The organism is Bacillus arachidis, assembly GCF_030285945.1.
GTDB classification, from domain to species: Bacteria; Bacillota; Bacilli; order Bacillales; family Bacillaceae_G; genus Bacillus_A; species Bacillus_A arachidis.
The window spans coordinates 2518767-2543416 of record NZ_CP127376.1 but is presented as its reverse complement, the minus strand read 5'-3'; the positions used below and the strand labels follow the sequence as shown (position 1 = coordinate 2543416).

Here is a 24650-nt window from a genome sequence, read left to right as displayed (position 1 = left end):
TGAAAAAGCCACAGGTAAGCATACGACCTCCTGTGGCGAATGTGTTAATTAAAGAAAATACCGAACGATTTTCAATTCTCCATTAGGGTGGTCGAACTAATATTTAATTGTAAAACAGGTGCAACATGTAATTTTAATTTCATCATTTCATTCGACCTCCTTTTAGAATTTTTTTCTTACGTTAGTAAGTATATACAATTAATGGATAATTGTAAACATAAAAAATGAAAATTTTTAATTTTGATTAAAGTGCGTATATTTTCGAAAGGAATTGTATGATTCATGATAGGATTTAGAGATGAGATAAATCAGTCAATTTTAGAGGATCATATCTTTTTCATCAAGAGACAGGAGGGAGAGAAAGATGGAGCTGTTTTATAAGATTGCCTATCATCGAATGTACGACCATTATTTATCTAAACTAATGCAAACAATTGGGCACTTACATGCAGAAGAATTATGGAAGCAAGGGGATTCAGTGAATTCAATTGGTGGCATCGTATTACATATTTGTGAGCATATAAAAAGGAATAGTAGCCGTTATTCGAATCCAAATATACATTTTGAAAATGGGATTGAAGAATACTTTCCGATTGTGCAATTGAGTCCAGAAATGTTATGTGAAACTGTACAGAGGACATTTGATGAATGGGAAAAAAGTTATGTTAAAGCTTGTAAGGAAAAGAGTAGGATAGACATGCATGATCTGTTTCATTTAGTGGAACATACAGGTTATCATTTAGGACAAGTGGTAGATCGTACAAAATTATTAAAGGGAATGAAGTTGAATTTCTGTCAAAATGGTTTAAATGAAAAGAACTTGAAAGTATGTATAGAAAATACAACCGTTTTATAAATAGTTTTTAGAGAAGTATCATCCTGTAAGGTGTGATACTTCTTTTTTTGAAATAAATTATGGGAAAATATTGAATGAATCTATATTCTTGTGATATGGTTAATTGCATAAGTAATGAACCTATGAACCTAAGGTGGTGAAAACGTGAAACCAACACTTGAGCAGAACAAGTTAATATACATACAAATTGCAGAAACAATTGAGGCTGATATTTTAAAGGGGATATTGCTTGAAGAAGAACAAGTCCCATCGACAAATCAATTTGCTAAGATGTTACAAATCAATCCAGCTACAGCAGCGAAAGGGGTAAATTTACTAGTGGATGAAGGGATCTTATATAAAAAAAGAGGGATTGGAATGTTTGTTACAAAGGGAGCAAAAGAAGTTGTATTAAAAAAACGGCAAAATGCTTTTATGACTGAATTTTTACCTAAAGTGTGGGAAGAAGCAAAAGTTCTTGAAATTTCAAAAGAAGAATTAATGAATATGATTCGAAAAATTACGAAGGAGGGGGAATGACTATGATTGCATTCGAAACAAAAGACTTATCGAAAAAATATAGGGGAAAAGCGGCTGTAAATGCAGTAACGATTTCGATGGAAAAACATAAAATATACGGTTTGCTCGGTAGAAATGGGGCAGGGAAAACGACATTATTACATCTTCTTTCTGGACAGATCGTTTCAAGTAGTGGAAGTGTATCCGTATTTGATGAAAATGTTTTTGAAAATAGGAAAGCGCTGCAAAATATTTGTTTTGTAAAAGTGAAAGAAGAAGTTTATTTAAACTATAAGGTGAAAGAGATTTTTAATCTATGTAACATGTTTTATAAAAATTGGGACCAAGCCTATGCTGAAGAACTTACGAGGAAATTTGGGCTTAATGTACAAGAAAAATATCATAAATTATCGCATGGTATGCAGAATGTTGTTGGAATTATTAAGGGATTAGTAAGTAGGGCACCTATTACAATTTTTGATGAGCCGACTACCGGTTTAGATGCGGCGCACCGAGAATTATTTTACAATATGTTGTTAGAAGATTATGGTAAGCACCCTCGAACAATTATTTTATCAACGCACTTAGTAGAAGAAGTAGCGCATATTGTGGAAGATGTGCTGATTTTGAAAGGAGGAGAAGTAGTTGTTCAATCAGCCGTTGAAGATTTATTACAGGAAGCCTATTGCATATCAGGCCGAAAAGATAAAGTGGATGAATTTCTAATAAATAAAAACGTTGTACATCGAGAGGTATATGGAAATAAGGAAATTGCTGTTATATGGGAGGGTTTTTCTACTAAAGATTATCAATTTATTGAAAAAGAAGGATTAGAAATTGATAGCGTAACACTACAAAAACTATTTATTTATATAACAGATGATGAGGTGAAATGATGATGCTAATGAAACAATTAAAGTTACATATGAAATTTCATTACAAAGCGATTCTTATATTTTGGATTGTGGCGTTACTTATAAAAGGAACAACGAGTGCAGCGGATTTAAACGGAATAAAAGTAGGATTTTTACAGGATATTTTAAATAATCCTTCGATTGCAATTACATTTTTTATAGTAGTAAGCACTTTTATAATACAGGATGAAGTATTTCGTTTAGTTGTTTCGTTTGGGGTAACAAGACTACAATTTTTTGTTGGGGCAGTTTGTTATATAACATTACAAGCCGCGGTATTTTCATCTCTTCAATTGATTTTTTTACAGAATATAGTATATAGTTCAGAAAGCACGCGTATAGGGGGACATTCAGTAGGGGGATTTTTTGCACAGTTTTTATTCTACGTTACAATAGCGAGCTTTTTTCAAGTAGTAGTTATTTTTAAACAACGATTTCAGTGGATTGGTCTTGCTGTAGGGGGGACGATTTTCTTAGGGGTAACGAGTGTGCTCTATGGAGAAGTAGGGATAAGAAGTTTCATGTTTATAAATAGTGAAACCTTAATAGACGTACCATATTTTATTATGATTTCAATGGGATTAACTGTAGTCTATATCATAGTTAGTAGTATACTTATTCGTAAAGTTTCCTTTGAGCAAATGATATAAATGATTGTTAGATAAATATTTTAGGAGAGAAGGGACAATGTGTGGAGGATACTTCTTCACTATTAATCTCATTTTTATGTATTGCAATGTTAATTTTATGGAGACGTTATCGATCAATGCATAAACCGATAAAGGGAAATGGAAAACGAATTTTATTACCACTACTTTTTTTATCACCAGGAATTTTAATGTTTTTTGGTCCTATTCATCCGGCTGTATTATAATTTAGTTTTGCGATATTATTTGGGATTCTTTTTGCGCTTCCGCTTATTATACTTACAAACTATGAGAGAAGATGGGAATATATATACGAAAAAAGTGTAGCATTTCTCATTACTTTTATAGGGAGTGTAGTTTTAAGGTATGTTTTTAGGAAATATATAATCGATTTGGATCAGCGAACAATAGGCTTATTGTTTTATGGTGTTGCTGCTTCTTATATCATCCCTTGGAGAATTGCTTGTTATATAAAGTTTAGAAAAGTATTTCGTGCAGTTTCATAAAATTGCTGTTTTTGGTTTTGTTGAAGGAGGAATAGAAAATGCGTACCATTTTACTTTTTCTAAATGAGGCGCAAATAGATGAAATTGAAGTGGTTAGAAAAAAACATGATCCTTTATTCGGACTGATTAATCCTCATATTACACTTGTATTCCCTTTTGAAAGCATGATTACTAACGATGAACTTAAAAAGCACATTATTGAAAGTCTAGAAGGGGTTGATCCGATAGCAATCGAGTTTACAGATCAAATTAGTAATGAAGGAGAGTACTTGTTTTTACTTACTGAAAAGGGAAGTGAAAAAGTAAGTACATTACATGAAAAGTTATATAAAGGGCCTTTAGCGACATTTTTCCGAAGCGATATTTCTTATATACCGCATGTGACGGTCGGGAGAAAAGAAAATGAAAAAATAGCAAAAGAAATAGCAGAGGAGCTACCGGATTTAAGTATCAACTTAAAATGTGTAATTGAAAAAGTAAGTGTTGAAAGTATTGGGGAAGACGGAGAATCAATAATAGAATTTGAAGTGGAACCTCCAAAATAAAAAGGAGATACAAATTTGTATCTCCTTTTTATTGATTTTTCATATATATGTGTTAAAATGGAAAAACGCTCATTGTTTATTTTTATATAAAACTCAATAATTATCCAATTTAATTATAACAAATCGATTACTTGTTTGTCAAACTTTTTATTGAATTTGTTATAGCATCAAACAATGAGCTTCAGAACGATTAGTTGATAAGGAGTGGCGATATGGAAAAAACAAATCAAGAATGGAAACAGGAACAACATCGTGTGAAAGAAGTAGTTGGAAAGATAAAAAATCATATTGATACATTAGAGCGATATACGAGTGCAGCAATGAAAGATGTTGTCCAGATTCGAAAACATTTTTGGGACGATGTAACAGTGAATGTTGATAATACAGAAGAGGCTATTGAAACGGCAGCGAGTATTAAACAACAAGCAGAGTTATTATCCGAACGAGAGCAAAGTCATCGCCATGCTTATCAAAAACTAAAAGGACTACAAAGATTACAACAGTCCCCATACTTTGGAAGGATAGATTTCTTAGAAGATGGTGAAAAAAGTGAAGATGCTATTTATCTTGGTATTCACTCATTCTACGATGAAAATACAGAACAATTTCTTGTATACGATTGGCGAGCCCCTATATCAAGTTTGTATTATGACTATTCTGTAGGAAGAGCAAAATACGAAGCACCTAATGATGTGATTTCGGGTGAAATGACATTAAAAAGACAATATGTTATTCGAAATGGCCAAATTGTAAGTATGTTTGATACAGGTGTTACGATTGGTGATAAATTACTGCAAGAAGTATTAGGGAATAACGCTAATACACAAATGAAAAGCATTGTTTCAACAATTCAAAAGGAACAAAACCAAATTATCCGGAATGAAAAAAGTCGTTTGCTTGTTGTGCAAGGAGCTGCGGGAAGCGGTAAAACATCGGCAGCGCTTCAGCGTGTCGCGTATTTATTATATCGATATCGGGATTCTCTACACGCTGATCAAATCGTTCTTTTTTCTCCCAACTCGATGTTTAATAGTTATGTTTCCACAGTGCTACCGGAACTTGGTGAGGACAATATGAAACAAACGACATTCCAAGAATACTTAGAGCGTCATATTGATAAGAAGTTTGAATTGGAAGATCCATTTACACAAATGGAATATGCATTGACAAGAATGGAAGAAAAGAGTTATGAAACACGATTAGAAGGAATTAGATATAAAGCAAGTTCTGATTTTATTGAAGTAGTAGATCGGTATGTATCTTACTTAAAACGAGAAGGTATGTTATTTAAAGATATTAAATTTAGAGGAGAAGTATTAATCTCCGAAGAACAAATAAAAGAACGATTTTATGAATTTGATTCTTCGATACGGATTCCAAATCGAATAAAATTAATTTCTGAATGGCTACTAAAAGAGCTGAAAGAACAAGAAAAAATAGAGAGAAAAAAACTTTGGGTGGAAGAAGAAGTACAGTTATTAGATAAGGAAACGTATGCAAAAGTTCATCAGAAATTACAGCAAAGGCAAGAATATTCCCAGGATGCGTTTGATGAATTTGAACGAGAACAAAATATGTTGGCGGCTATCGTTGTGAAAGAACATTTTAAACCACTCCGAAGACGTGTGAAAAAATTACAATTTATTCATACACCAGCAATTTATATACAAATATTTAAAGATCCGCAGTTTGCTAAGCAACTTGTAGAGGAAAGTAAATTACCGCAAAGATGGAATGAAATATGTAAAGAAACAATAGAAAAAATACAAGATTTTTATATGTCATATGAAGATGCAACACCTTATTTATATTTAAAAGATCAACTGGAAGAGTTGCAAAGAAATACATCTGTGCAGCACATATTTATTGATGAAGCGCAGGATTATTCTGCATTTCAATATGCATTCTTAAAACGAATATTCCCTCATACAAAAATGACAATACTAGGTGATTTTAATCAGACCATTTATGAACATGCATCAGAGAATGAATTTTCACAGTTAAGTACGTTGTATGGAGAAGAGCTGAGTGAAAGAATCGTACTTACGCGTAGTTATCGCTCTACAAAACAAATCATTGAATTTACAAGGCAGTTAATTACAGATGGGCATGAAATTGAACCGTTTCAGCGTGACGGTAAACAACCAAGTATAACGGAAGTGAAAGAAGGAAAAGCGCATCATAAAAAGATTGTGGATCAAATCGAGCAGTTGAAGCAAAGAGGTCATAAGACAATTGCGGTTATTTGTAAAACAGCTGAGGAAAGTAAAGAAGCTTATCTTGCACTTCAAACATCATTACAAGTTCGTCTCATTAAGAAAGAAACGAGTTCGTTTGATACAGGTATTTTGATTATCCCATCGTATTTATCGAAAGGGGTAGAGTTTGATGCGGTTATCATCTATGATGCATCAAAGAAAAAATATAGCCGAGAAAGTGAACGGAAATTATTTTATACTGCTTGTACACGTGCAATGCATGAGTTATATATTTATTCTGTAGGGGAAATGAATACGTTCTTGCAGTCGGTATCCACAGATACGTATATGTTAGAAAATGAAAAGGTTCAATAAAAAACAGGCTACTCTGTAACATTATATAATTGTTAGTACATCACTTATTAGAGAGTGGTGTACTTTTTGTCATATTTAGCGAGAAGACCTCTACCTCAAGCGCGTAACGGTAGGTGGGGATAGTTCAATTTAGAAGAACTCTATATGACCTTATGTACTATCACATCAAAAATAGTTTTACTACAACACTCGTTTTACTTTAGATAGTATATAATATTACGAAAATAAAGGCTTTTATATCGGGGGTATTTATGAAAATATCCATATTAAACAAAACGTTCCCACACAAGAAGAACCACTACAAGAATCTCACTCAAAGCCTTTTATTAACGAAGAAGATGTATGAGTGAAATTGGCATGCGAAGTAGTTACGCTAATCTCACCTACAAACGATAATCATTTTATTCTCTCTGTTGTCGGGATTAAGCGCACTTTAGAAATACTGCTTATTATGCAGTATTTAATTTATAAACCTCAAGTTTGTAACCTTCTTGGATACTTTTCTCTTGTCGAAATTTACTTAGCGTACAGTAGTCATGTATTTTAAAGAATAACAGAAGAATATATAGAAAATGCTACATATATGGGAAGTTTGATCAACTTAGGGGGGACAACCTTGTTCAATCACATAGTAAAAGCTATACCCAATTTATTTACGATCGGAAATTTATTGTGTGGTGTTTTTTCAATTACCTTGAATATGAGTGGCCTTTTAGAAGCAGCCTCTATTTTTATTTTCTTTTCTGCTGTTTTAGACCTTCTTGATGGAAGGATTGCAAGAAAATTGAAAGTGAACAGTGAATTCGGCGTAGAATTGGATTCCTTAGCTGACATTGTTAGTTTCGGAGTTGCTCCTGCACTTCTATTTCATTCGATAGCGGCACCATCTATTTTAACTTCTTTGGCATTTATCCTTTTCCCAACGATGGGTGCCTTAAGATTAGCTAAATTTAGCGTTAAACCAACCATTGGATATTTTAAGGGATTACCTATCCCAGCCGCTGGATTGCCATTAGCTGGAATGGGGTTGTTTTTATATAGCAATGCATGGATTACTTTAATCCTCGCTCTCTTAATGGTAAGTCCAATTAGGTTTAAAAAACTTTAAAAGCCCTTTCAGAAGTACTGAAGGGGCACATATTCAGTGTTACCGTAAGTCAATATTGTCGTTCGTTTGGATTCGACTTTTGTATAATTGACGAAATTTGATGAAAGAGATAATTCTCCAAGGTAAGATATATCCCAGTGCTACAGTCATAAATAGTGATGCTTTTGTTTCTGGACCTAGCCATTTTAAATAATCACGAAGTAAAAACCGGATAATAAGTACGATGAGAAAGGTAATAATAAAGCTCTTGTTTCTTACAGCATAAATATGCTGATCGGATCGAATTTCATAGTTAGTGGTCCAAATAAGTGGAATTGACAAAAGGAACCCAAAGATAACTGCACAAATCAATTCCCAACCTGAGGCATGTGCTTTTGGATTTAAGATGATGGGAACGCAGGGTAATAATAAAAATAGTATGGGTAAGAGAATGCGGATTCCGTTTCCTTTAATAGGACGATACATTGCTCTAGTTCTACGCCATAAGACCAACGCAGCAATTATGATCACAATAGAGTAAAACGCAGAAGTATCCATAATTTCACCCCCTTACATAATGTATTTCAATTATATGGGAAATACCATGTCATCCACAATATTAATGGATGACATGGTATTTATTCAGGGCCCTTTTTATTATGTAGGTTACATTAATGTCGAAATTAGGCCGTGAAGTCGATCGCTAGCTCTTCCTAAGTTAATAATAAATTTATTTTGTTGTACGCAATAAGGCCCCAATAGCCCCGCAAAAACCGTGATCTTGCAAGAAGATAGGTTTTTTATTTTGATACACGGTATAATTACTTATAATCTCTTGTAGTTTTTTATTGTTTGAAAGGGTAGATCCAATATAAATGATATGAGCTACATCTTTCGCTTCTGCAAATTGAAGGCTTAATGCAGTAACTACTTCACCGACAAGACCTTGAAGAGTTGCAAGTAAATCAGATTTGTTATAATCCACTTCACTGCTAGCAGCTTTTCCAAAATTGCTGGCTGTTAAATTACTATCAATAGGGGAAAGAATGCCGTTATAAATATCTCCAACTGTAATATCGAGATTCCGCCTAGATCCTAGTTTTGTATGTTGAATGACTTCTTCAAAACAATCTATATCTGTTAATAGTTTTGATAGCCCCATGATAGTTCCTCCGCCAATCCCTGTTCCACCAGTGCGAATATATTTGTTGTTATAGACATAATGAATGGACGTACCGGTGCCGATATTCGTTAAAATAAAGTTTTTTATGGAATGCTTTTCTTGGTCAATGAGATAATGAACACCAGCAAGTGTGGCATCGAATTCTGCAACATACTCTATATTGTATTTTTCTGAAAATATTGTTTGTAACTGTTCAGCTTTACCACCAGTCAGAGACAATCTATTTATATATTTATTTTTATTGAACCAATCTTTAATTTTGTTTTGTTCATGTGAGTAAAATTTTTCGAAATGCAATTCATTGTCATTATCAAAATAAGCGATTTTTGTTAGTGTTCCTCCAGCATCAATACCGACGGCGCTCTTCATTTTTGCACCCCTTATCATTGTGTAATAATAATGAACATCTATCATTGACTCTTTATGAAGAAATGTAAACTAATAATTTTTCAACTGTAACAATTGGTTTACCGTTTACAGAAGCAATTCCTTTTCCAAGAATAAATCCTCGTTTGTTTCGCAGAACTTCATATTGCAAATCTAGTTTGTCACCAGGTGTAGCGGTTCCATTAAATGTTACACCGTCTAATGAAGAGAGAAACCCTAATCCAGTAGAATTGTCTGTTCCTACGAACGCTCCAAGCTGTGCAAGTGCTTCGACAATTAGCATGTGAGGCATGTTATTTTGCGACTCGGTTATAAACCATTCATTATTTGTTATCAACTTATATCCTTTAACGGATTTTCCATCTTCAATGTCTGTGATTCTATCAATCATTAAAAATGGGTAGCGATGAGGGAGTATATCGTTAATATTCTTGATATTCATAAAGGTCTCCGTTCTTTAATCTTTAAATGGGAAAATAATAATCCCTGCTAAAAGCAAGCAGGGGATTTGTAATTAATTTTTGACTAATACATCTGCTTTTTCAAGAGAAAAAATACCACTCTTTTTAATATTTTCAACAACTTGTTGTAACACTTCTTTATCTTGGACAAGTGCGATACGCACAAAACCTTCACCATGTGGTCCGAAAGCATGACCAGGAGTTACAACAACATGCGCACGATCCATCAATGCATAAGCAAATTCTAATGAAGTCCAGCCTTTTGGTATTTCCGCCCATACGAACATACTACCAATGGGTTTATCAACATGCCATCCGAAAGAAGCAAAACCATCGACTAAAGTATCTCTGCGTTCTTGATAGATGATACGATTTTTGGCGCAGAAGTCGGCACCGTGACGTAAGGCAACTGATGCTGCCTTTTGAATTGGCAAGAACACACCGTAGTCTGTATTTGATTTAAATTGCGCTAGTGCACCTACAATTTCTTTATTTCCAATCATATAACCAATGCGACTACCAGCTAAGCTATAGCTTTTGGATAAGGAATTAATTTCAACACCAACTTCTTTGGCACCAGGAACAGATAAGAAACTGATTGGTTTCTTTCCATCGTAATAAAATTCTGCATAGGCAAAATCATGTACCACAATAATTTTGTGTTGTTTCGCGAAGGTAATAACTTCTTTGAAGAAATCTTCATGTGCCATTGCTGGAACTGGATTTCCAGGGAAGTTCAATATCATCATTTTTGCTTGTTTAGCAATTTCCTCAGGAATGTCTTGTAAATTAGGTAAAAAGTCATTTTCCTTTTTTAAAGGCATGAAGTAAGGTTTTGCACCTGCCATTTGAATACCCGTTTCATATGCTGTATATCCAGGATCAGGTACTAAAATAAGATCACCTGGATTTGCAAAAACCATCGGCAAGTGAACGAGCCCATCTTGGGAACCCATCAATAATAAAACTTCATTGTTTGGATCTAATTTAACATGGTGATTGTTATCGTAATATTCAGTTACTGATTCGTGAAATTCTTGAATACCTGATAAAGTATAACCGTAATTTTCTTTTCCACTTGCTGTATGTACCATAGCTTCTCTTACAATATCAGCAGGAGGCATATCTGGATTGCCGATACTTAAATCAATCATTTTGTGACCTGCTGCAATTTTTTCTTTTTTATAAGCTGCTAGTTCACTAAATATAGAAGATTGGAATGCTTTCATTCTAGTTGCTAACGTATAAGTCATCAAAACCCCTCCTAAAAAACTGTGTTTTCAATGATCTACTTTTTATATTCTTTTATTATTCTGAAAACACATAATTATATTTTAACACTTTTGAGCCAGAATTCAAAATGTAGTTGTGTAAAAAGAAAAAGAAGGAAAGACTAAAGAGTATGAATGCTACTATATAATGAAGAGGTGTTTCAGGTGAAACAAATTCCAATCGGCGTATCAAATCGGCATATCCATCTGACAAACGAAGATTTAGAAAAACTTTTTGGGGAAGGATATGAGCTAGTGGTTGCAAAAGAACTCTCACAACCAGGAGAATTTGCAGCAAAAGAAACAGTAACGATTAAGACTGAAAAGGCAGAAATCTCAAAAGTCCGTATTCTTGGTCCTATCCGAAAGTTTACACAGGTTGAAATTTCAAAAACAGATGCACGTAAGTTAGGAGTAGATGCTCCGATTCGAGCGTCAGGTAATATTGATGGAACGCCAGGAATTACTCTTATTGGTCCAAAGGGCTCTTTAGAAATTGAAAAAGGCGTAATCATCGCTGAGCGTCATATACATATGACACCTCAAGATGCTGATACCTTTCAAGTGAAAGATGGACAATATGTAAGTGTTAAAGTAGAAGGAAACAGAGGATTGGTTTTTAATCAAGTACTAATTCGTGTAAAAGATACTTACGCATTAGATATGCATATCGATACAGATGAAGCAAATAGTGGGAGTGTAACAACCGGAGACTTTGGACAACTCTTACAATAAGAAAAAATCCATCTCAATGTTGAGATGGATTTTACATGTTTGATACTTTGGAAGTATTTTTAGTTGTTTGCTTTTGTTTTGATAACGACATAAGGATAATGAATAATGAAATGACACCGAAAATAAGCACCATATACTGCAATCCAATTGTATCTAAGAAAAATCCCGTTCCAAGTAAGACAATTTGGAACATGACCCTTTCAAACATATTACGGAATGAGAAAAGACGTCCGTGATAGCTTTTTTCAACTTTCGTTTGAAAAACTGTCGACATGATAGGAAAGAAGCAACCGACACTAAATCCGAATAGCCCGAATGATACAAGTGCCATCCATTTTACATCACTAAAGAACAGTGAAAGATGTGCAAAAGCAGTACAGAACGCAAAGAAGTATAGCAATTTTTCTGGTGGGAAATACTCGGACAGACGTTTAATAACGAAGGCTCCTAACATAAATGCGATCCCTTCAATCGTATAAATAAATCCTTTTATTGTTGTATCATGTTGCATCTCACTAATATTAATTACCATCAAGTTAAAACCGCCAATGAATAAAAGGGGAATGACGCTTAAAATAAGTGCACAAAATGCGATTGGAATTCCTTTTAAAATACGGAATACTTCCATAAAACTGTTGTCTTTTTCTGTTTTTTTATTTGGGGTATTGTTTTTTTGATCTTCAAATTGTAATAGAAATGTTGATAAAAATAATAGTGCATATGCAATCATTGAAAAAGCGTATATATATTGCAAACTCATCATAACAAGCAAAACGCCACCTAAGGATGTACCAACGATACGAGCAATTGTCCCGATATTCATATGAACACCATTCATCTGTAATAGCTCATGTTCACGAACGATAAGTGGAATAACTGATTGTAATGCAGGAAAATAAAACGCAGCTGAAATTTGAATGGCAATCATAAAGGCAATCATAAAAGCAATACTTTCATATTGAATAGCAAAAAACATAAAAACAACGCTTATAACGCGACCAAACCCTGCATATAGAAGGATTTTTTTCTTTTCATATTGATCAATCATTCGGCCAGCCATTGGTCCAACAAGAACACCTGCTAATAGTCCAATAAACATAATCATTGATTTCATAAAATCGGATGGTATATGTTTTTGCATGAACTCTAGATTACCAAGAATACCGAGCCATAAACCGAGTCCTGCAACAAACTCACCGCTTAGAACAATCCAGACGTTTTTATTACGCCACATAACAAAACCTCTCAGTCTTATAAAATGGGAAAAATTGTATATAAACCCTCCTTTTATTCATATATTTCAATCGTTCTTTTTTGAATCAGAGTCTATATTACGTGTTTGATAACGGAAATTCAATCTTTTTGTTTGGGATGAAAAATTGAATTTATAAAGCTAAAAAATCAAATTTACATATTAGAAAATACATTGGAATAAATTTAAAATGTATGAGGGAGGGATACTTATGATTCAACAATTTTTCAAAAAATTGTTCGACGAGTTTTTGCAGGAGCAGAAAGAGGAGATAATAGCAAAGCTTTGTTTTTGGATTGCATATTATTACATATCAGTCCCAAAATATATGGTGAACTCTAGTGGTATTCTAGTACATATGAATCAAACACACGAAGGCTATACATATGATACAATTGAAGATTTTTTACGGGAGTATAGTGGGAAAACAAGAGGATCGCTCAATTTTGAAAGTAGAATATACTATATTAAATTTGAGGAAATAATTAGGGAGAAGTGCCGTGAAATGATTTATGCTTATTACTTTCCGCGTTTTATTGATAGACATTCGTTATTATGTAAAGAGTTATTAAGAGAAATGGGTGTAGGTAAAACAGAAATTGAATGCGGAAGTTTCTATACGTTGATTTTTAATTTTTGCGTAGAAACAAAGGATTGGGTCGATGAGTACGAAGAGAATGTGTTAAAAGAACTATTTGTATTGTCACTTTCCTTCGTCGTACAAGCATATGGTTTAAATGTATATAAATATATAAAACAAGAAGATCGGAAGGAAATAGAGTGTTTAGTTCATTGAATAGAGAGGACTTACTTGGTTCTTTACGTTTAGAAAGACGAAACTGTAGTTTATTAGGCTGACTTTCGATAACACGAATATGCGTTCAACATTCGTATATGGAGGAGTAGTTACACGTAACAAGATTGTGTTTAACTAAGCTAATATAATGTTTTATCCCTTTGAATTCCCTTGTTTTTACATACTTTTCCTAATTCTAATGATATAGTAAAATATAGTAAAAAAGAGAGGGGATTAGTATGGCAACAATTGGAATTGATTTAGGAACAACGAATAGTTTAGTAGCCTCTTGGTCGGAGGATGGTGCGATCCTTATTCCGAATGTTCTTGGCGAATTTCTTACACCATCGGTAGTCAGTGTTGATGAGAGTGGTGAAATTTTAGTAGGGCGTATTGCAAAAGAACGATTAATTACTCATCCACAACTGACAGCATCAACTTTTAAACGTTTCATAGGAACAGAGAAAAAATATGAACTAGGTACATATACTTTTTCTTCTGAAGAACTCTCATCTTTTGTTATTAAATCCTTGAAACAAGATGCAGAGGATTATTTAAATGAAGTTGTTACGGGTGCTGTGATTAGTGTACCTGCATATTTTAATGATGCACAGCGTAAAGCTACAAAGCGAGCTGCAGAAATTGCCGGATTAAAGGTTGAGCGCCTTATTAGTGAACCAACAGCAGCTGCAATTGCATATGGATTATATCAAGAAGAGTCAGAAACAAAATTTCTTGTATTTGATTTGGGTGGGGGTACTTTCGATGTCTCCATTTTGGAATTGTTTGAAGGAATAATGGATGTGAAATCAATCGCTGGTGATAATTATCTTGGAGGCGAAGATTTCACAAGAAGTTTAATGAATTTTTTTCTTGAGTCACATCAACTTGATTCCGATTCTCTTGATTCGAAAACGTTATCATTAATTTATACACAGGCAGAACGTTGTAAGCTTACTTTATGTGATGAACATGCTGCAAATATGAAGGTTATGATAAATAATAAGACATACGAAACTCGTATTAACAGAGGCGAATTTGAAAAAATCGTAACACCACTTCTTTTACGACTTCGTTATCCTATAGAACGTGCACTGCGTGATGCCTCACTGGACCCGAAGGATTTAGATGCTGTTATTTTAATTGGTGGGGCGACGAGAATGCCGCTTATCAAATCTGTTATTTCTAAAATGTTTGGACGTATGCCGTATGCGAATATAAATCCCGATGAAACGGTTGCCTTAGGTGCTGCAATTCAAGTTGCTCTAAAAGAACGAAATAAGGCGTTAGAAGAAGTTATCTTAACCGATGTTTGTCCATATTCCTTAGGAACAAGTGTTGTTCAAGAATTAGGTGATGGAAAGAAAGAGTCTGGGTATTTCCTCCCAATAATTGAGCGGAATACACCGATTCCTGTAAGTAGAGTGGAAAGACTTTATACTATTATGGATAAGCAACAATATATACTTGTAGATGTGTATCAGGGAGAAAACCGTATGGTAGTAAACAATTTAAAACTTGGGGAACTCAAAATTAAAGTACCCCCAGCTCCTGCAGGGAAAGAGTCTATTGATGTCCGATATACATACGATATTAACGGTATTCTTGAAGTTGAAGTAATAAGTACAACAACTGGAGAGAAGAAAAGAGTCGTTATTCAACAAAATGCTGGGAATCTTACAGATGAAGAAATTGAGTCTAGACTTTTAGAATTGAGAGACATTAAAATTCATCCACGAGATCGAGAAGAAAATCGATTGCTTCTAGCAAAAGGTGAACGACTTTATGAAGAATTTCTTGGTGATGAACGGAAAAAAATTGCTATATTGCTACAACAATTTGAAAGTGTACTTATGACACAAAATGATAAAAAGATTAAAGAAGCCGCTAGTATTCTAAAAGAACATATCGAGAGTATAGAAAGGTGGATCAATCGTTAATGAGTATTTGGAGTACGTTAGAGATTGAACCTACCGATGATATTTCAGCTATAAAAAAAGCTTATGCAAAACGTCTAAAAATACATCATCCAGAAGATGATCCAGAAGGGTATCAACGGTTGAGAGAGGCATACGATCAAGCGATTAAAAGTGCGAAGCAAATGAAAGACAAGCCACTTGTTCAACTAGAAGAAACGGATGGACATGATAGAGAGCTTATAATCTCTCCATGGATTGACAGCAACGCTGAAATTGCTACTACCGTTATTGCAGAGCATCCAGTCTATTCATTTATGGAAAGAATTGAGGCACTTTATGATGATTTCTTTGCACGAATGGAATCGGAAAACTGGGAAGAATTATTGCGTTCTGATGTGATATGGGATGTTCAATATGCAGCAGCACTTCAAGATCAATTAATAGAGTTCTTCTTATATCATTATTATTTTCCGCATTCAATTTGGGTGTTGCTCGACGATGTTTTTCGTTTTAGTGAGCAAAAAGAGGATTTGGAAAGTGAATATGGTGAAGAAAATGTGCAGTTTTTATTAGAGAGAATTAGCGGATTAAAGGGGATGCGTTATGACGTTTTCGAGAAGGACAATCATTTCGATTTCGAAACGTATTTTTATTTACGAGAAGAAGTACAAAGGAAACTTATAGCGAATGAACTAGAAGCCGTAAATGAATTGTTAACTCGTGCATATTCAATGTATCAAAAGGATCCCGAGTTGTTACGTATGCAAGGTGTTTATTATTTACGTACAGAAAATCAGGAACGGGCACTGCAATCATTTAGCGACGTATTGTTAATTGATGCGGATGATCCAGATGCTTTATTGTATCGCGCTCGTATAAATTATAACCGTAGCCAATTTGACACTGCCATTAAGGATTGTGAACATCTGCTTTCGATTCAACCGGAGCATATGGACGCTATGTTAATGATGACGAAATGTTTAGTTAAGATAGGGGAGTTAGAAAAAGCCGAAGATAAGGCGAAAGAGGCGCGAGAAATCGATTTGAACCGCGTGGAATTTGCTTCATATATCAATGAATTGTTTGTTAGAAATGGAAGAAAAGAAGAGAAGCAGAAGTTAACAAAGAAACATATAATGAGTTATATTTTGTATTATACTTTCATGTTTTTAAGACGTACTTGGATTTATGTTGTATTATTCATTATTACAATGGTAACCCGGTTGCCGCTTCAATATTTCTTTCTCCTTCCAATTGTTTGGGAATTATGGAAATTTTACAGACTGAAAATTAAAGCATAAGGAGGAGACAGGGTGCTAGTTCTAGGGAAAAGAAAGCAGATTGATCAATATTTTCGCTGCTTGTCCACAGTATGTTTGGATACTCATTTTCTTATGAATTATTATACTGAATATGAATTTACTTTCATAAGAGACCGTATACTTGGTAAAAAGCATTTAAAAAAAGCGCTGAGAAAATGTGGTTGTCAAGAACCAGCAGCGTTAAAAGAGAGAATTGAGTGGTTTTTAGAAGAGGGGTCGCGTTACGAATTTAATTCTATGCGCAATCAATTAAGCCCTCTTTCAGAAGCGAGGAGGAAACAGTTACCTAAAGATCAACCCGACTATGAAAAACTTTATGTCGCTAATCATGGGTTACATATGTTACCGGATTCTGGGATTGCTGCATTTGATTATGCATGGTGTATTTGTTTGAGCCGGATTGGTAGGAGATTGGGTTATTTATCCAAAAAGGAAGCGAATCATTACATGGTGCAAGCAGCAAAACTTGCCCAAAACTCCTATTCGGATTGGAACGAGTATTTTCTTGCTTTTCATATCGGTAGTCATTTTAATAAATTGGACATAGAATTTATAAATCAGGACAAGTACAATCTTAATTATACGCTTAGAATGTTTAGAAGTAAGGACTCATACGTGAATACAATTGCATGGGAAAACGAACTGCTTACAGATTTGAATTAAGAATATTTTTAAAGTAAAAATTCTGAGAATCGTTATTTCTCAGGATTTTTTTATTATTCAAACGGTGTTTCGTTGCGTAAAGAGTGTATGCTTAGCGTGATAAAAATATAGAGGGAATTTTGGCGAAGTTAAATAGAGAAGGTACAAATAAACTTCTATACTACGATGAAAAGAGGACATTTATATATTCTTGCTGAAAAAGAATATGTAAATATATGTTGAAAGAAGTTGATCCAGAATGAATAATGAAGAACTTATAAAGACTCAATTTGGTAGTAACGCTGAAAAGTATGTCAAAAGTCAAATTCATACAAAAGGGTCAGATTTGCAATACTTAATGCAGCAAGTTCAAGATCATAAAAATGCTCGTCTTCTTGATATTGCTACAGGAGGTGGACATGTAGCAAATACATTAGCACCATTATTCAAAAGTGTAGTTGCTCTTGATTTAACGGAACAAATGTTGGAAAAAGCAAAAGAATTTATTCATTCTAATGGACATGATAACGTTTCATTTGTAGCTGGAAATGCTGAGAATTTACCATTCTCTAATGCGTCATTTGATACAGTAGTATGTCGTATTGCAGCACATCATTTCCAAAATCCATCTCAGTTCATTCAGGAAGTACATCGAGTTTTAGAAGAAATGGGTTTTTTCGTTTTAATTGATAATGTGTCTCCAGAAAATCCAGAGTATGATACATTTTATAATTTTATTGAGAAGAAACGTGATCCGAGTCACGAGCGGGCTTTGACAAAAACAGAATGGATTTCATTATTAGAAAAAAACGGTTTGCAAATGCGATCATGTATTACATTTGAGAAACAATTTAATTTTGATTGGTGGTGCGACATGATGGATGTGCCACAGCAAACGCGCTCAAAGTTAACAGATTGTATGATGAAAACTTCAAATGAAATGAAGGAGTTTTTCAAAATTTGTTTTGAAAATAATAAAGTAGAATCGTTTTATACTGAGATGGCGCTCTTTGTATGTCAAAAAAGCTCAACTTTAAAAAGATAATTATCTTGCAGCCTTTTCCAGATACGTTATACTTAAATATAGAGAAAAACAAGATTGAGGAGTAGTAAAAATGATTCGTGTACGTATTGAGGGAACTGAAAAAGAAATTGTCGAATTTTTGGAAAGCATGCCTGAAATTCCTGGATTTGAGAAGACACATGTTAGGGAGCCAAGAAAAGGAAATAATCCCAAATATGATGCAAGTAAGAATGTATTAGCATATTTGTCTTATAAAAAGAGGGAAACTGCTGTTAATAATAAAGTCCTTTAACATTGAACTCCCCCCCACCTACCGTTACGCGCTTGAGGTAGAGGTCTTCTCGCTAAATATGATAAACTTGTTTCATTTACACATGGTTAAGTGGCACTTGGTTCAAGTTAGATATGATGGGTGGTACAATTAAAACAATCGGTTACGCATTGCCATTTGCTCATGCGGTTGATGCTACACGATTTGCTTTATCTGGTGAATACCGTGATCTGGTTGTACATTTATTATGGATAGTTGGCAATACGATTATTATCTTTGTAATTGCTGTTTTAGGTTTTAAGAGGAAAATGAAAGCTAACTAAGTTGTATTCATATTTAAAAAATGAACGTTAGTTGAATATAAGGAAAACAATTGTATTATCTCTTTATAGCTGCCAGCAAATAGGCGGCTTTTTTATTTTTTTATTGTTTCACCGCCTTGTCTTTTTCACATACTAATAATAGTAGAATATGATAAGGAGGGGGAAGAGAGTTAATAAAAAACAATCTTTTTTTGGAGGTTTTGGTATCAATGAAGCGGCTGCTTTAATTTGTGCTGATAAAACATGTAATATTGATATCCTTGAGATTGTAACTGACTATGGTAACATTTGAAAAGAGATTGTAACTGAAATGTTTATGTTACGAAGGTAAAAAATAATGAAAGGAGCGAGCCGACCAATGACGGCGGAAGATCCTTTGTTTTTTCCGGAAATCCATGGAAATCACGGCCTAGGACCAATTATTCCGCCGAATAGAGAATTATTCTCTTCAATGTGTAAATATCAAGAACCTTAGTCCCAAATATCTGGTCGATCTATCTGCATCGTTCTCATATAATCTAATATTTGTCCTGTATGAACACTTTCATGATACGCGATTCGTAGTAGCATATCACCTAAAGAGCGAATATATCCCGTGTATCCAAGTTCAGTTAGGTTTGAACGATCTATTTTTATATTTTCTAATTCTTCATTTGATAAAGATTTTATAAAATCAATAAACAGTTCATGGTATGGTTGTGCAAAATGGAGTTCGTCCGAAACAGATGTAAATGCTCTTGTCTCATAAGGTGACGTTACATTTTGTGCATCACCTTGATTTTTTAATATTTGCAGATAAATGTATTCAGCTTCTAAAACATGTCTTATCATCTCTTTACAACTTAATGCCTCAGCATCTGGTCTCCAATCTAATGTATCCTCAGGAATAGTTGTCCAAACTTTTATGCTTCGTCTTCTTACTTCTGATAGGTTTAATAATAGTAAATCGACATTGTTCAATTTATGCTCCCCCTTTCATATGTTCATTTTACTGAATTTTAAGAAAAATATTAAAACATTTGTTCTGTTTGTGGAGCCTTTAGGGGGATTATACATGCACCTATTAAACCCAATCTTGAATAATTAGATCAAAGAATAAAGATATAGATTATGTCTCCCGTAAAATCCTTGTTGACGATGGCAGTGTTCCTTTAAATCGTTTGGGTTAATCGTATTTCTACAACACGCAAGTTAAAAGTATAACTTAATAAAAAAAGTAACATAACTAATGGTAAGCGATGATTTAGGAATATTTTTTTATGATATGAAGGAGGAAATAATATGGCATTCATATGGTCATTAATTGTTGGTGGTATTTTAGGGTGGCTAGCAAGTTTAATCGTTGGTAAAGATGTACCTGGTGGTGTAATTGGAAATATTATTGCTGGGATTATTGGTTCTTGGCTTGGAACATTATTATTGGGTACGTTTGGACCGGTTATCGGAGGTTATGCAATTATTCCAGCATTAATTGGTGCAATCGTTTTAATATTTATTGTTAGCTTATTACTGCGTGCATTGCGAAAGTGAATTAAGTGGATTGCTGTCAATTGTCAGCAATCCATTTTTGTATTATTTGTCCTAATCTGTTATGCTACTGTTATACAATCAGGAGGTGTCAGCATTGAAATCATTTACAGTAAACTTTCATCAAGAAGACAATGCAAAAGCAACAACAGTACATAAGTTAAGTGAAGAGGACTTCAATAAAGTAACAGAAAACGGTACTCGCCATCTATTTGATTTAGATACAAATGTAGGATTCTTTGTATTCTTTGATGCGGAAGATGCAGAAGGAAACGAGCAATACTTAATGTTACAATATGAAGGAGATCACGAAGAACCAAGTGCTTGCTATGGATTTGATTTGAAATTATTCTATCAATTTTTAGCATTATACTTAAATGATCTTGAGTTCCAAGGTGAAACAGATGAAGAAGAGGAAGAGTATGGTCCGATTCATCATTTGGCTCATTTACTGTACCATATTGTTGAAGATGGCAAAGATATTGAGGTATAAATACATATTTAGGGCTGCTCTTTAATGGGCAGCTTTTTTTATGATTTATTTTTTCAAAACAGTACTTATATCTAATTTTTTCTCATAAGTGCCTGTAATATTACGATCGGTATAAACGAATAACCGGCAGGGATACAACAAATTGAATTAAAAGTAATTATCCAAGGATCGTATCTCTGTATTTTCTCTAGAAGATAACATGAATAATGGTGCTGGTTAGTAAAGAGAAGAAAAAAAGCTGTTCTTTTATAAAGACAGCTCTTTTGATTTGTTGCGCTCTACGGAAGAAACAAAATAGGTTTGAATGATTCCACCAATTATTAATAAGCAGGCACAAATATAAAATAGGGTACTGCCGTTTACATGGCCTAATACCATTGCTCCAATAACGGGACCGCATGTTCGAGAAATGTCCCAGTGTATGCCGTAAATGGAAAAATATAATCCGCGCATGTGACTTGGTGCGATTCCCGAAACAAAGCGGAGTAAGTGATTTAAAGCAATGCTTTCACCAATTGTAAGGAAAAGCAATGTAAAGAAGAGTGACCATAATGTTGTAGAATAACCATAACCGATGGCTGCCAATGTATAAAAAACATATGAAATCATGATGATTTTGGGCATTGAAAATCGTTCAGACCATTTGACAAGACCAACTTGTAGTATGATTTCCATAATTGCCCTACAAGTTGAAATGAATGCGAGAACGAATAAGAAATTTGGAAAGATATTCTCTGCGAATACACGATAATTTGTTTCAGTTTGAGCATAGAAAAAGCTAATCGGAAGAGTAGATATCATAAGTCCGAATACGGCATAATGCTTAAAAATAAATTCTTTCTTTGTTGTGACTTGTGTTGATTTTTGAGCTGTTTGAATGATTGGCGCTGTTTCGGGAAGCTGCGTCCATACGAGAATGGCATATAGCAGGAGGGCCATAGCTTGAATTATAAATAAGTATTCAGGATGACTATTATAAATAAAGGCACTAATGAACGGGCCAATTACAGCTCCGACTGCTCCCACTGATTGAAGAACAGCAAATATTTCCGCTTGTTGTTCTGGCGCAGTTAAATCTGCAATTTGAGCACGCTGAGCAGGAATGTATAGGGAGCGGCCAACACCATTCATTACATATAACAAAGCAAAGAACGGGACTGATGCAGCGAAAACAAATCCACCGATTGCAATTGCCTGTATGAATAATCCAAGTAACATAATTTTCTTTCTACCGTACTTATCTGTTACGCCTCCAGCAATGATTGTGAATATGATATCAGAAAGTGGTTGCAAGCCAAAGAGAAGCATCGTCAAGACGACATTTCCTTCTAAAGCTTTATTGACATGTACAATAAAAATTATCGCTAACATCGCCTCAGTTGTTCTTGTTAACAATTCACCTAGTAGTCGAATCCAAATCGGTTTACTATAACGTTTTATAAGAGTTTTCATTCTTTATTTCCTCCTTTCTATATGGAAATCTTAAGATAGAAGCAAGGAATGAAAAAGGGTAGAATGAAAGAGTGGGATTTTTCACCTTTTAGGGGGATGAATATGGTTATTTTAGATCAGTACGTTCAGCTTTGGATCCGGTATGGAAAAGGGAGACCAGAGGGAGAAAAAATAGAAATAACATTACAAAATATATCTGAAACATTGTTTTGTACTGATAGAAACAGTAAATTTATTATAAAAAAATTAGAAGAGCTAGGATGGGTTGGTTGGTCTCCAGGACGCGGGAGAGGGAATCGATCAAAGGTATCGTTTCAAAAAGATCCCGCTGTATTAATTTTAGAAAAGGGGAAAGAAATAACGAAACAGGGAGATGTAAAAGGCGGAAAAGAATTTGTTGAACAATATATGGAGTATTTTCCAATGCTGCAAAAACAATTCCAAACTTGGATAAATTCAATATTTGGTTATCAAATTGAAATGACGACTCAAGGTAGACAAGATGTACTTCGTTTACAAGTTGAAATGCGTCCGAAGATTCTATTGGATCCTGTATATGCTACAATGCGTTCAGAATGTCATATGGTGAAACATGTTTACGACACGCTTGTATATGTGAACGAGAGTACCAATGTAATAGAGCCGAGACTTGCGTTTCATTGGGAGTATAATGACGACCAAAAAGTGTGGACTTTTTATTTGCGTAAAGGTGTGCAATTTCATAATGGTAAACGTTTCACAGCTCATGATGTTGTCTACTCATTCGATAGATTTATGAATAGGGAGGATAATCCGTACTTGTGGATGTTGCAGCATGTTGAAAGAATCCATATTGTAAATGAACATATTGTGGAGATATACTTGCATACAGAAAATAAGTTGCTATTACATATTTTAGGTACAGAACAGTGTTCTATTGTAACAGAAGATGAAGAAGGGAATGTAAGTGGAACAGGGCCATTTAAATTACGAGAAAATAATGATTCTATCTTTGTATTAGAAGTACATAATTCATACTTTCGTGAACGACCATTTCTTGATCGAATTGAACTTTGGAATGTGCCGAAAAGTACGGATGAATATGACGTTTCGATGAAAGCTGAGCATAAAGAGATAGAGAACCCTCATAAAGAACTTTCTAAAATGGAATCTAACGTAACGTATGTTACGTTAAATACTAAAAAACAAGGACTTTTGCAAAATAGTACATTTAGGCAAGCATTATATGGAATAATTCATAGTAATAAAATAATAGATGAGTTAGAGGGAGAACGCGGTGAGGGAGCAGATGAATTATTACTAGCAAATCGTGCAACTTGGAGCATAAATGAGGGTGTGAACACTCTTCTACAAAAGAGCGAATATAGTGGCGAAGTATTATACTTATATACGTTTAAAGAACAAGATCATGTGGAAGATTCTAAGTGGATTCAAAAAGAATGTGCAAAGTACGGAATTACAATTGAAATACATTTTCTCGATGCACTGGAATTATTACGAGCGGAAACAATGGAACAAGCGGATTTGATTCATGATAGCGCGACAATTAGTGAGAAAATAGAGCTAAGTTTTTTACAAATGTTTCTTGCGAAAAATAGTTTTATAAATCAACATAGCTCTCTAGACTTTAATAAACAATTACATGCGTACTTTAATGAACCGAATGTAGAAAAGCGAATGACATTGTTACGCGATGTGGAGGACACATTGTTACGTAACATTCATATTATTCCTTTATATCGTAATAAACAGCACATAAGTACACATGAAAAAGTACAAAATATAAGAATTAATTCTCAAGGATGGATTGATTTTTACCATATATGGTTTAAACCTTGATATAAAGGGACTCTTTCGAAATGAAATGGCATACGAAAGGGTCTTTTTTATGTGGAATAAACATCTGGTTGTGAACATGATTATGCATATTTATGGAAAACACTCATTTACAATGTAACAGTGTTAT

General features: G+C 34.1%; 26 protein-coding genes and 2 pseudogenes. 21 read left to right on the top strand and 7 right to left on the bottom strand.

Features of this window, described 5'->3' with window-relative positions; all coding sequences use genetic code 11:
- The first annotated feature begins 364 nt into the window (after nucleotides 1-364).
- The 9 genes and pseudogenes from QRY57_RS14640 to pssA all read left to right on the top strand — a co-directional run bounded on the left by QRY57_RS14640 (nucleotide 365) and on the right by pssA (nucleotide 7647).
- Complete coding sequence (locus QRY57_RS14640) at nucleotides 365-856, top strand: hypothetical protein (protein WP_286015377.1); 492 nt, start codon at nucleotides 365-367, stop codon at nucleotides 854-856.
- Nucleotides 857-1000: 144 nt separating this feature from the next.
- Nucleotides 1001-1375, top strand: coding sequence for a GntR family transcriptional regulator (locus QRY57_RS14635; protein WP_026591079.1), 375 nt, complete (start codon nucleotides 1001-1003; stop codon nucleotides 1373-1375).
- Nucleotides 1376-1377: 2 nt separating this feature from the next.
- The gene (locus tag QRY57_RS14630; protein WP_286015376.1) at nucleotides 1378-2250 is read left to right on the top strand and encodes an ABC transporter ATP-binding protein; all 873 of its coding nucleotides are present in this window, start codon (nucleotides 1378-1380) and stop codon (nucleotides 2248-2250) included.
- On the top strand, nucleotides 2247-2918 hold the full coding sequence (locus QRY57_RS14625) for a DUF4052 family protein (protein ID WP_286015375.1): 672 nt from the start codon (nucleotides 2247-2249) through the stop codon (nucleotides 2916-2918). Before QRY57_RS14630 ends, QRY57_RS14625 begins: the two co-directional genes overlap by 4 nt.
- 41 nt (nucleotides 2919-2959) lie before the next feature.
- Nucleotides 2960-3421: pseudogene (locus QRY57_RS14620) on the top strand (CcdC family protein).
- 38 nt (nucleotides 3422-3459) lie between these two features.
- Nucleotides 3460-3966 carry a 2'-5' RNA ligase family protein gene (locus QRY57_RS14615; protein WP_286015374.1) on the top strand — a complete coding sequence of 169 codons (507 nt, stop codon included), beginning with the start codon at nucleotides 3460-3462 and terminating at the stop codon, nucleotides 3964-3966.
- A 212-nt stretch (nucleotides 3967-4178) separates the two neighbouring features.
- Nucleotides 4179-6539 carry an RNA polymerase recycling motor HelD gene (helD, locus tag QRY57_RS14610; RefSeq protein WP_286015373.1) on the top strand — a complete coding sequence of 787 codons (2361 nt, stop codon included), beginning with the start codon at nucleotides 4179-4181 and terminating at the stop codon, nucleotides 6537-6539.
- A 346-nt stretch (nucleotides 6540-6885) separates the two neighbouring features.
- Entirely contained in the window at nucleotides 6886-7086 is a 201-nt protein-coding gene (locus QRY57_RS14605; RefSeq protein ID WP_286015372.1) for a hypothetical protein, read from the top strand.
- A gap of 69 nt (nucleotides 7087-7155) precedes the next feature.
- Nucleotides 7156-7647 (top strand): CDP-diacylglycerol--serine O-phosphatidyltransferase, encoded by a 492-nt coding sequence (gene pssA / locus QRY57_RS14600; protein WP_090689808.1) that lies wholly within the window; start codon nucleotides 7156-7158, stop codon nucleotides 7645-7647.
- A gap of 39 nt (nucleotides 7648-7686) precedes the next feature.
- Here the strand turns inward: pssA and QRY57_RS14595 are convergent, their stop codons facing one another.
- The 4 genes from QRY57_RS14595 to QRY57_RS14580 form a co-directional block, all read right to left on the bottom strand.
- Entirely contained in the window at nucleotides 7687-8184 is a 498-nt protein-coding gene (locus QRY57_RS14595) for a cytochrome c biogenesis protein CcdC (protein WP_286015371.1), read from the bottom strand.
- Nucleotides 8185-8356: 172 nt separating this feature from the next.
- A complete protein-coding gene (gene coaW / locus QRY57_RS14590; RefSeq protein ID WP_286015370.1) occupies nucleotides 8357-9178 on the bottom strand; it encodes a type II pantothenate kinase in 822 nt (273 codons plus the stop codon).
- A gap of 52 nt (nucleotides 9179-9230) precedes the next feature.
- Nucleotides 9231-9638, bottom strand: coding sequence for a 3-hydroxyacyl-ACP dehydratase FabZ family protein (locus tag QRY57_RS14585; RefSeq protein WP_286015369.1), 408 nt, complete (start codon nucleotides 9636-9638; stop codon nucleotides 9231-9233).
- Between the two features lie 72 nt (nucleotides 9639-9710).
- On the bottom strand, nucleotides 9711-10910 hold the full coding sequence (locus QRY57_RS14580) for an LL-diaminopimelate aminotransferase (RefSeq protein WP_286015368.1): 1200 nt from the start codon (nucleotides 10908-10910) through the stop codon (nucleotides 9711-9713).
- 183 nt (nucleotides 10911-11093) lie between these two features.
- Here QRY57_RS14580 and pduL point away from each other — a divergent pair, with 183 nt between their 5' ends.
- Nucleotides 11094-11663: a phosphate propanoyltransferase gene (gene pduL / locus QRY57_RS14575; RefSeq protein ID WP_208017591.1), complete on the top strand. Its 570-nt coding sequence runs from the start codon at nucleotides 11094-11096 to the stop codon at nucleotides 11661-11663.
- 31 nt (nucleotides 11664-11694) lie between these two features.
- Here pduL and QRY57_RS14570 read toward each other — a convergent pair whose 3' ends face one another.
- The gene (locus QRY57_RS14570; protein ID WP_286015367.1) at nucleotides 11695-12897 is read right to left on the bottom strand and encodes an MFS transporter; all 1203 of its coding nucleotides are present in this window, start codon (nucleotides 12895-12897) and stop codon (nucleotides 11695-11697) included.
- 229 nt (nucleotides 12898-13126) lie between these two features.
- Here QRY57_RS14570 and QRY57_RS14565 point away from each other — a divergent pair, with 229 nt between their 5' ends.
- The 8 genes and pseudogenes from QRY57_RS14565 to QRY57_RS14530 all read left to right on the top strand — a co-directional run.
- On the top strand, nucleotides 13127-13711 hold the full coding sequence (locus QRY57_RS14565; protein WP_286015366.1) for a hypothetical protein: 585 nt from the start codon (nucleotides 13127-13129) through the stop codon (nucleotides 13709-13711).
- Nucleotides 13712-13950: 239 nt separating this feature from the next.
- A complete protein-coding gene (locus tag QRY57_RS14560) occupies nucleotides 13951-15651 on the top strand; it encodes a molecular chaperone HscC (protein WP_286015365.1) in 1701 nt (566 codons plus the stop codon).
- On the top strand, nucleotides 15651-16931 hold the full coding sequence (locus QRY57_RS14555; protein WP_286015364.1) for a J domain-containing protein: 1281 nt from the start codon (nucleotides 15651-15653) through the stop codon (nucleotides 16929-16931). The genes QRY57_RS14560 and QRY57_RS14555 overlap by 1 nt, the downstream gene beginning before the upstream one ends.
- A 75-nt stretch (nucleotides 16932-17006) precedes the next feature.
- Nucleotides 17007-17615, top strand: a complete 609-nt coding sequence (locus QRY57_RS14550) for a DUF1266 domain-containing protein (protein WP_432804089.1) — start codon at nucleotides 17007-17009, stop codon at nucleotides 17613-17615.
- A gap of 238 nt (nucleotides 17616-17853) precedes the next feature.
- Entirely contained in the window at nucleotides 17854-18639 is a 786-nt protein-coding gene (locus tag QRY57_RS14545; protein ID WP_286015362.1) for a class I SAM-dependent methyltransferase, read from the top strand.
- Between the two features lie 70 nt (nucleotides 18640-18709).
- Entirely contained in the window at nucleotides 18710-18910 is a 201-nt protein-coding gene (locus tag QRY57_RS14540) for a YvzF family protein (protein ID WP_026591061.1), read from the top strand.
- A 113-nt stretch (nucleotides 18911-19023) separates the two neighbouring features.
- Nucleotides 19024-19212 carry a YhgE/Pip domain-containing protein gene (locus QRY57_RS14535; RefSeq protein ID WP_286015361.1) on the top strand — a complete coding sequence of 63 codons (189 nt, stop codon included), beginning with the start codon at nucleotides 19024-19026 and terminating at the stop codon, nucleotides 19210-19212.
- Nucleotides 19213-19328: 116 nt separating this feature from the next.
- Nucleotides 19329-19684, top strand: a pseudogene (locus tag QRY57_RS14530) (nucleoside hydrolase); the annotation flags it as partial.
- Here the strand turns inward: QRY57_RS14530 and QRY57_RS14525 are convergent.
- Nucleotides 19684-20172 (bottom strand): DinB family protein, encoded by a 489-nt coding sequence (locus tag QRY57_RS14525; protein ID WP_286015360.1) that lies wholly within the window; start codon nucleotides 20170-20172, stop codon nucleotides 19684-19686. The pseudogene QRY57_RS14530 and the gene QRY57_RS14525 sit on opposite strands and share 1 nt — an antisense overlap.
- Before the next feature lie 321 nt (nucleotides 20173-20493).
- Between QRY57_RS14525 and QRY57_RS14520 the strand changes: the two genes are divergently transcribed.
- Together QRY57_RS14520 and QRY57_RS14515 are read left to right on the top strand one after the other, a co-directional pair.
- Entirely contained in the window at nucleotides 20494-20742 is a 249-nt protein-coding gene (locus QRY57_RS14520) for a GlsB/YeaQ/YmgE family stress response membrane protein (RefSeq protein WP_098339618.1), read from the top strand.
- Between the two features lie 94 nt (nucleotides 20743-20836).
- Nucleotides 20837-21232: a cytosolic protein gene (locus tag QRY57_RS14515; RefSeq protein ID WP_141527950.1), complete on the top strand. Its 396-nt coding sequence runs from the start codon at nucleotides 20837-20839 to the stop codon at nucleotides 21230-21232.
- 246 nt (nucleotides 21233-21478) lie between these two features.
- On the opposite strand, the gene QRY57_RS14510 is transcribed toward QRY57_RS14515, so the two are convergent.
- Nucleotides 21479-22684, bottom strand: coding sequence for an MDR family MFS transporter (locus QRY57_RS14510; RefSeq protein WP_090689783.1), 1206 nt, complete (start codon nucleotides 22682-22684; stop codon nucleotides 21479-21481).
- Between the two features lie 48 nt (nucleotides 22685-22732).
- On the opposite strand from QRY57_RS14510, the gene QRY57_RS14505 reads away from it, so the two are divergent.
- Nucleotides 22733-24523 carry an SgrR family transcriptional regulator gene (locus QRY57_RS14505; RefSeq protein WP_286015359.1) on the top strand — a complete coding sequence of 597 codons (1791 nt, stop codon included), beginning with the start codon at nucleotides 22733-22735 and terminating at the stop codon, nucleotides 24521-24523.
- Nucleotides 24524-24650: the final 127 nt, after the last annotated feature.

What these genes read in the sequence shown, in the direction of transcription:
- QRY57_RS14640 (WP_286015377.1), top strand. Translation starts at nt 365, where the DNA reads ATGGAGCTGTTTTATAAGATTGCCTATCATCGAATGTACGACCATTAT.
- QRY57_RS14630 (WP_286015376.1), top strand. Translation starts at nt 1,378, where the DNA reads ATGATTGCATTCGAAACAAAAGACTTATCGAAAAAATATAGGGGAAAA.
- QRY57_RS14625 (WP_286015375.1), top strand. Translation starts at nt 2,247, where the DNA reads ATGATGATGCTAATGAAACAATTAAAGTTACATATGAAATTTCATTAC.
- QRY57_RS14615 (WP_286015374.1), top strand. Translation starts at nt 3,460, where the DNA reads ATGCGTACCATTTTACTTTTTCTAAATGAGGCGCAAATAGATGAAATT.
- helD (WP_286015373.1), top strand. Translation starts at nt 4,179, where the DNA reads ATGGAAAAAACAAATCAAGAATGGAAACAGGAACAACATCGTGTGAAA.
- QRY57_RS14595 (WP_286015371.1), bottom strand. Translation starts at nt 8,184, where the DNA reads ATGGATACTTCTGCGTTTTACTCTATTGTGATCATAATTGCTGCGTTG.
- coaW (WP_286015370.1), bottom strand. Translation starts at nt 9,178, where the DNA reads ATGAAGAGCGCCGTCGGTATTGATGCTGGAGGAACACTAACAAAAATC.
- QRY57_RS14585 (WP_286015369.1), bottom strand. Translation starts at nt 9,638, where the DNA reads ATGAATATCAAGAATATTAACGATATACTCCCTCATCGCTACCCATTT.
- QRY57_RS14580 (WP_286015368.1), bottom strand. Translation starts at nt 10,910, where the DNA reads ATGACTTATACGTTAGCAACTAGAATGAAAGCATTCCAATCTTCTATA.
- QRY57_RS14570 (WP_286015367.1), bottom strand. Translation starts at nt 12,897, where the DNA reads ATGTGGCGTAATAAAAACGTCTGGATTGTTCTAAGCGGTGAGTTTGTT.
- QRY57_RS14565 (WP_286015366.1), top strand. Translation starts at nt 13,127, where the DNA reads ATGATTCAACAATTTTTCAAAAAATTGTTCGACGAGTTTTTGCAGGAG.
- QRY57_RS14560 (WP_286015365.1), top strand. Translation starts at nt 13,951, where the DNA reads ATGGCAACAATTGGAATTGATTTAGGAACAACGAATAGTTTAGTAGCC.
- QRY57_RS14555 (WP_286015364.1), top strand. Translation starts at nt 15,651, where the DNA reads ATGAGTATTTGGAGTACGTTAGAGATTGAACCTACCGATGATATTTCA.
- QRY57_RS14545 (WP_286015362.1), top strand. Translation starts at nt 17,854, where the DNA reads ATGAATAATGAAGAACTTATAAAGACTCAATTTGGTAGTAACGCTGAA.
- QRY57_RS14540 (WP_026591061.1), top strand. Translation starts at nt 18,710, where the DNA reads ATGATTCGTGTACGTATTGAGGGAACTGAAAAAGAAATTGTCGAATTT.
- QRY57_RS14535 (WP_286015361.1), top strand. Translation starts at nt 19,024, where the DNA reads ATGATGGGTGGTACAATTAAAACAATCGGTTACGCATTGCCATTTGCT.
- QRY57_RS14520 (WP_098339618.1), top strand. Translation starts at nt 20,494, where the DNA reads ATGGCATTCATATGGTCATTAATTGTTGGTGGTATTTTAGGGTGGCTA.
- QRY57_RS14510 (WP_090689783.1), bottom strand. Translation starts at nt 22,684, where the DNA reads ATGAAAACTCTTATAAAACGTTATAGTAAACCGATTTGGATTCGACTA.
- QRY57_RS14505 (WP_286015359.1), top strand. Translation starts at nt 22,733, where the DNA reads ATGAAAAAGGGTAGAATGAAAGAGTGGGATTTTTCACCTTTTAGGGGG.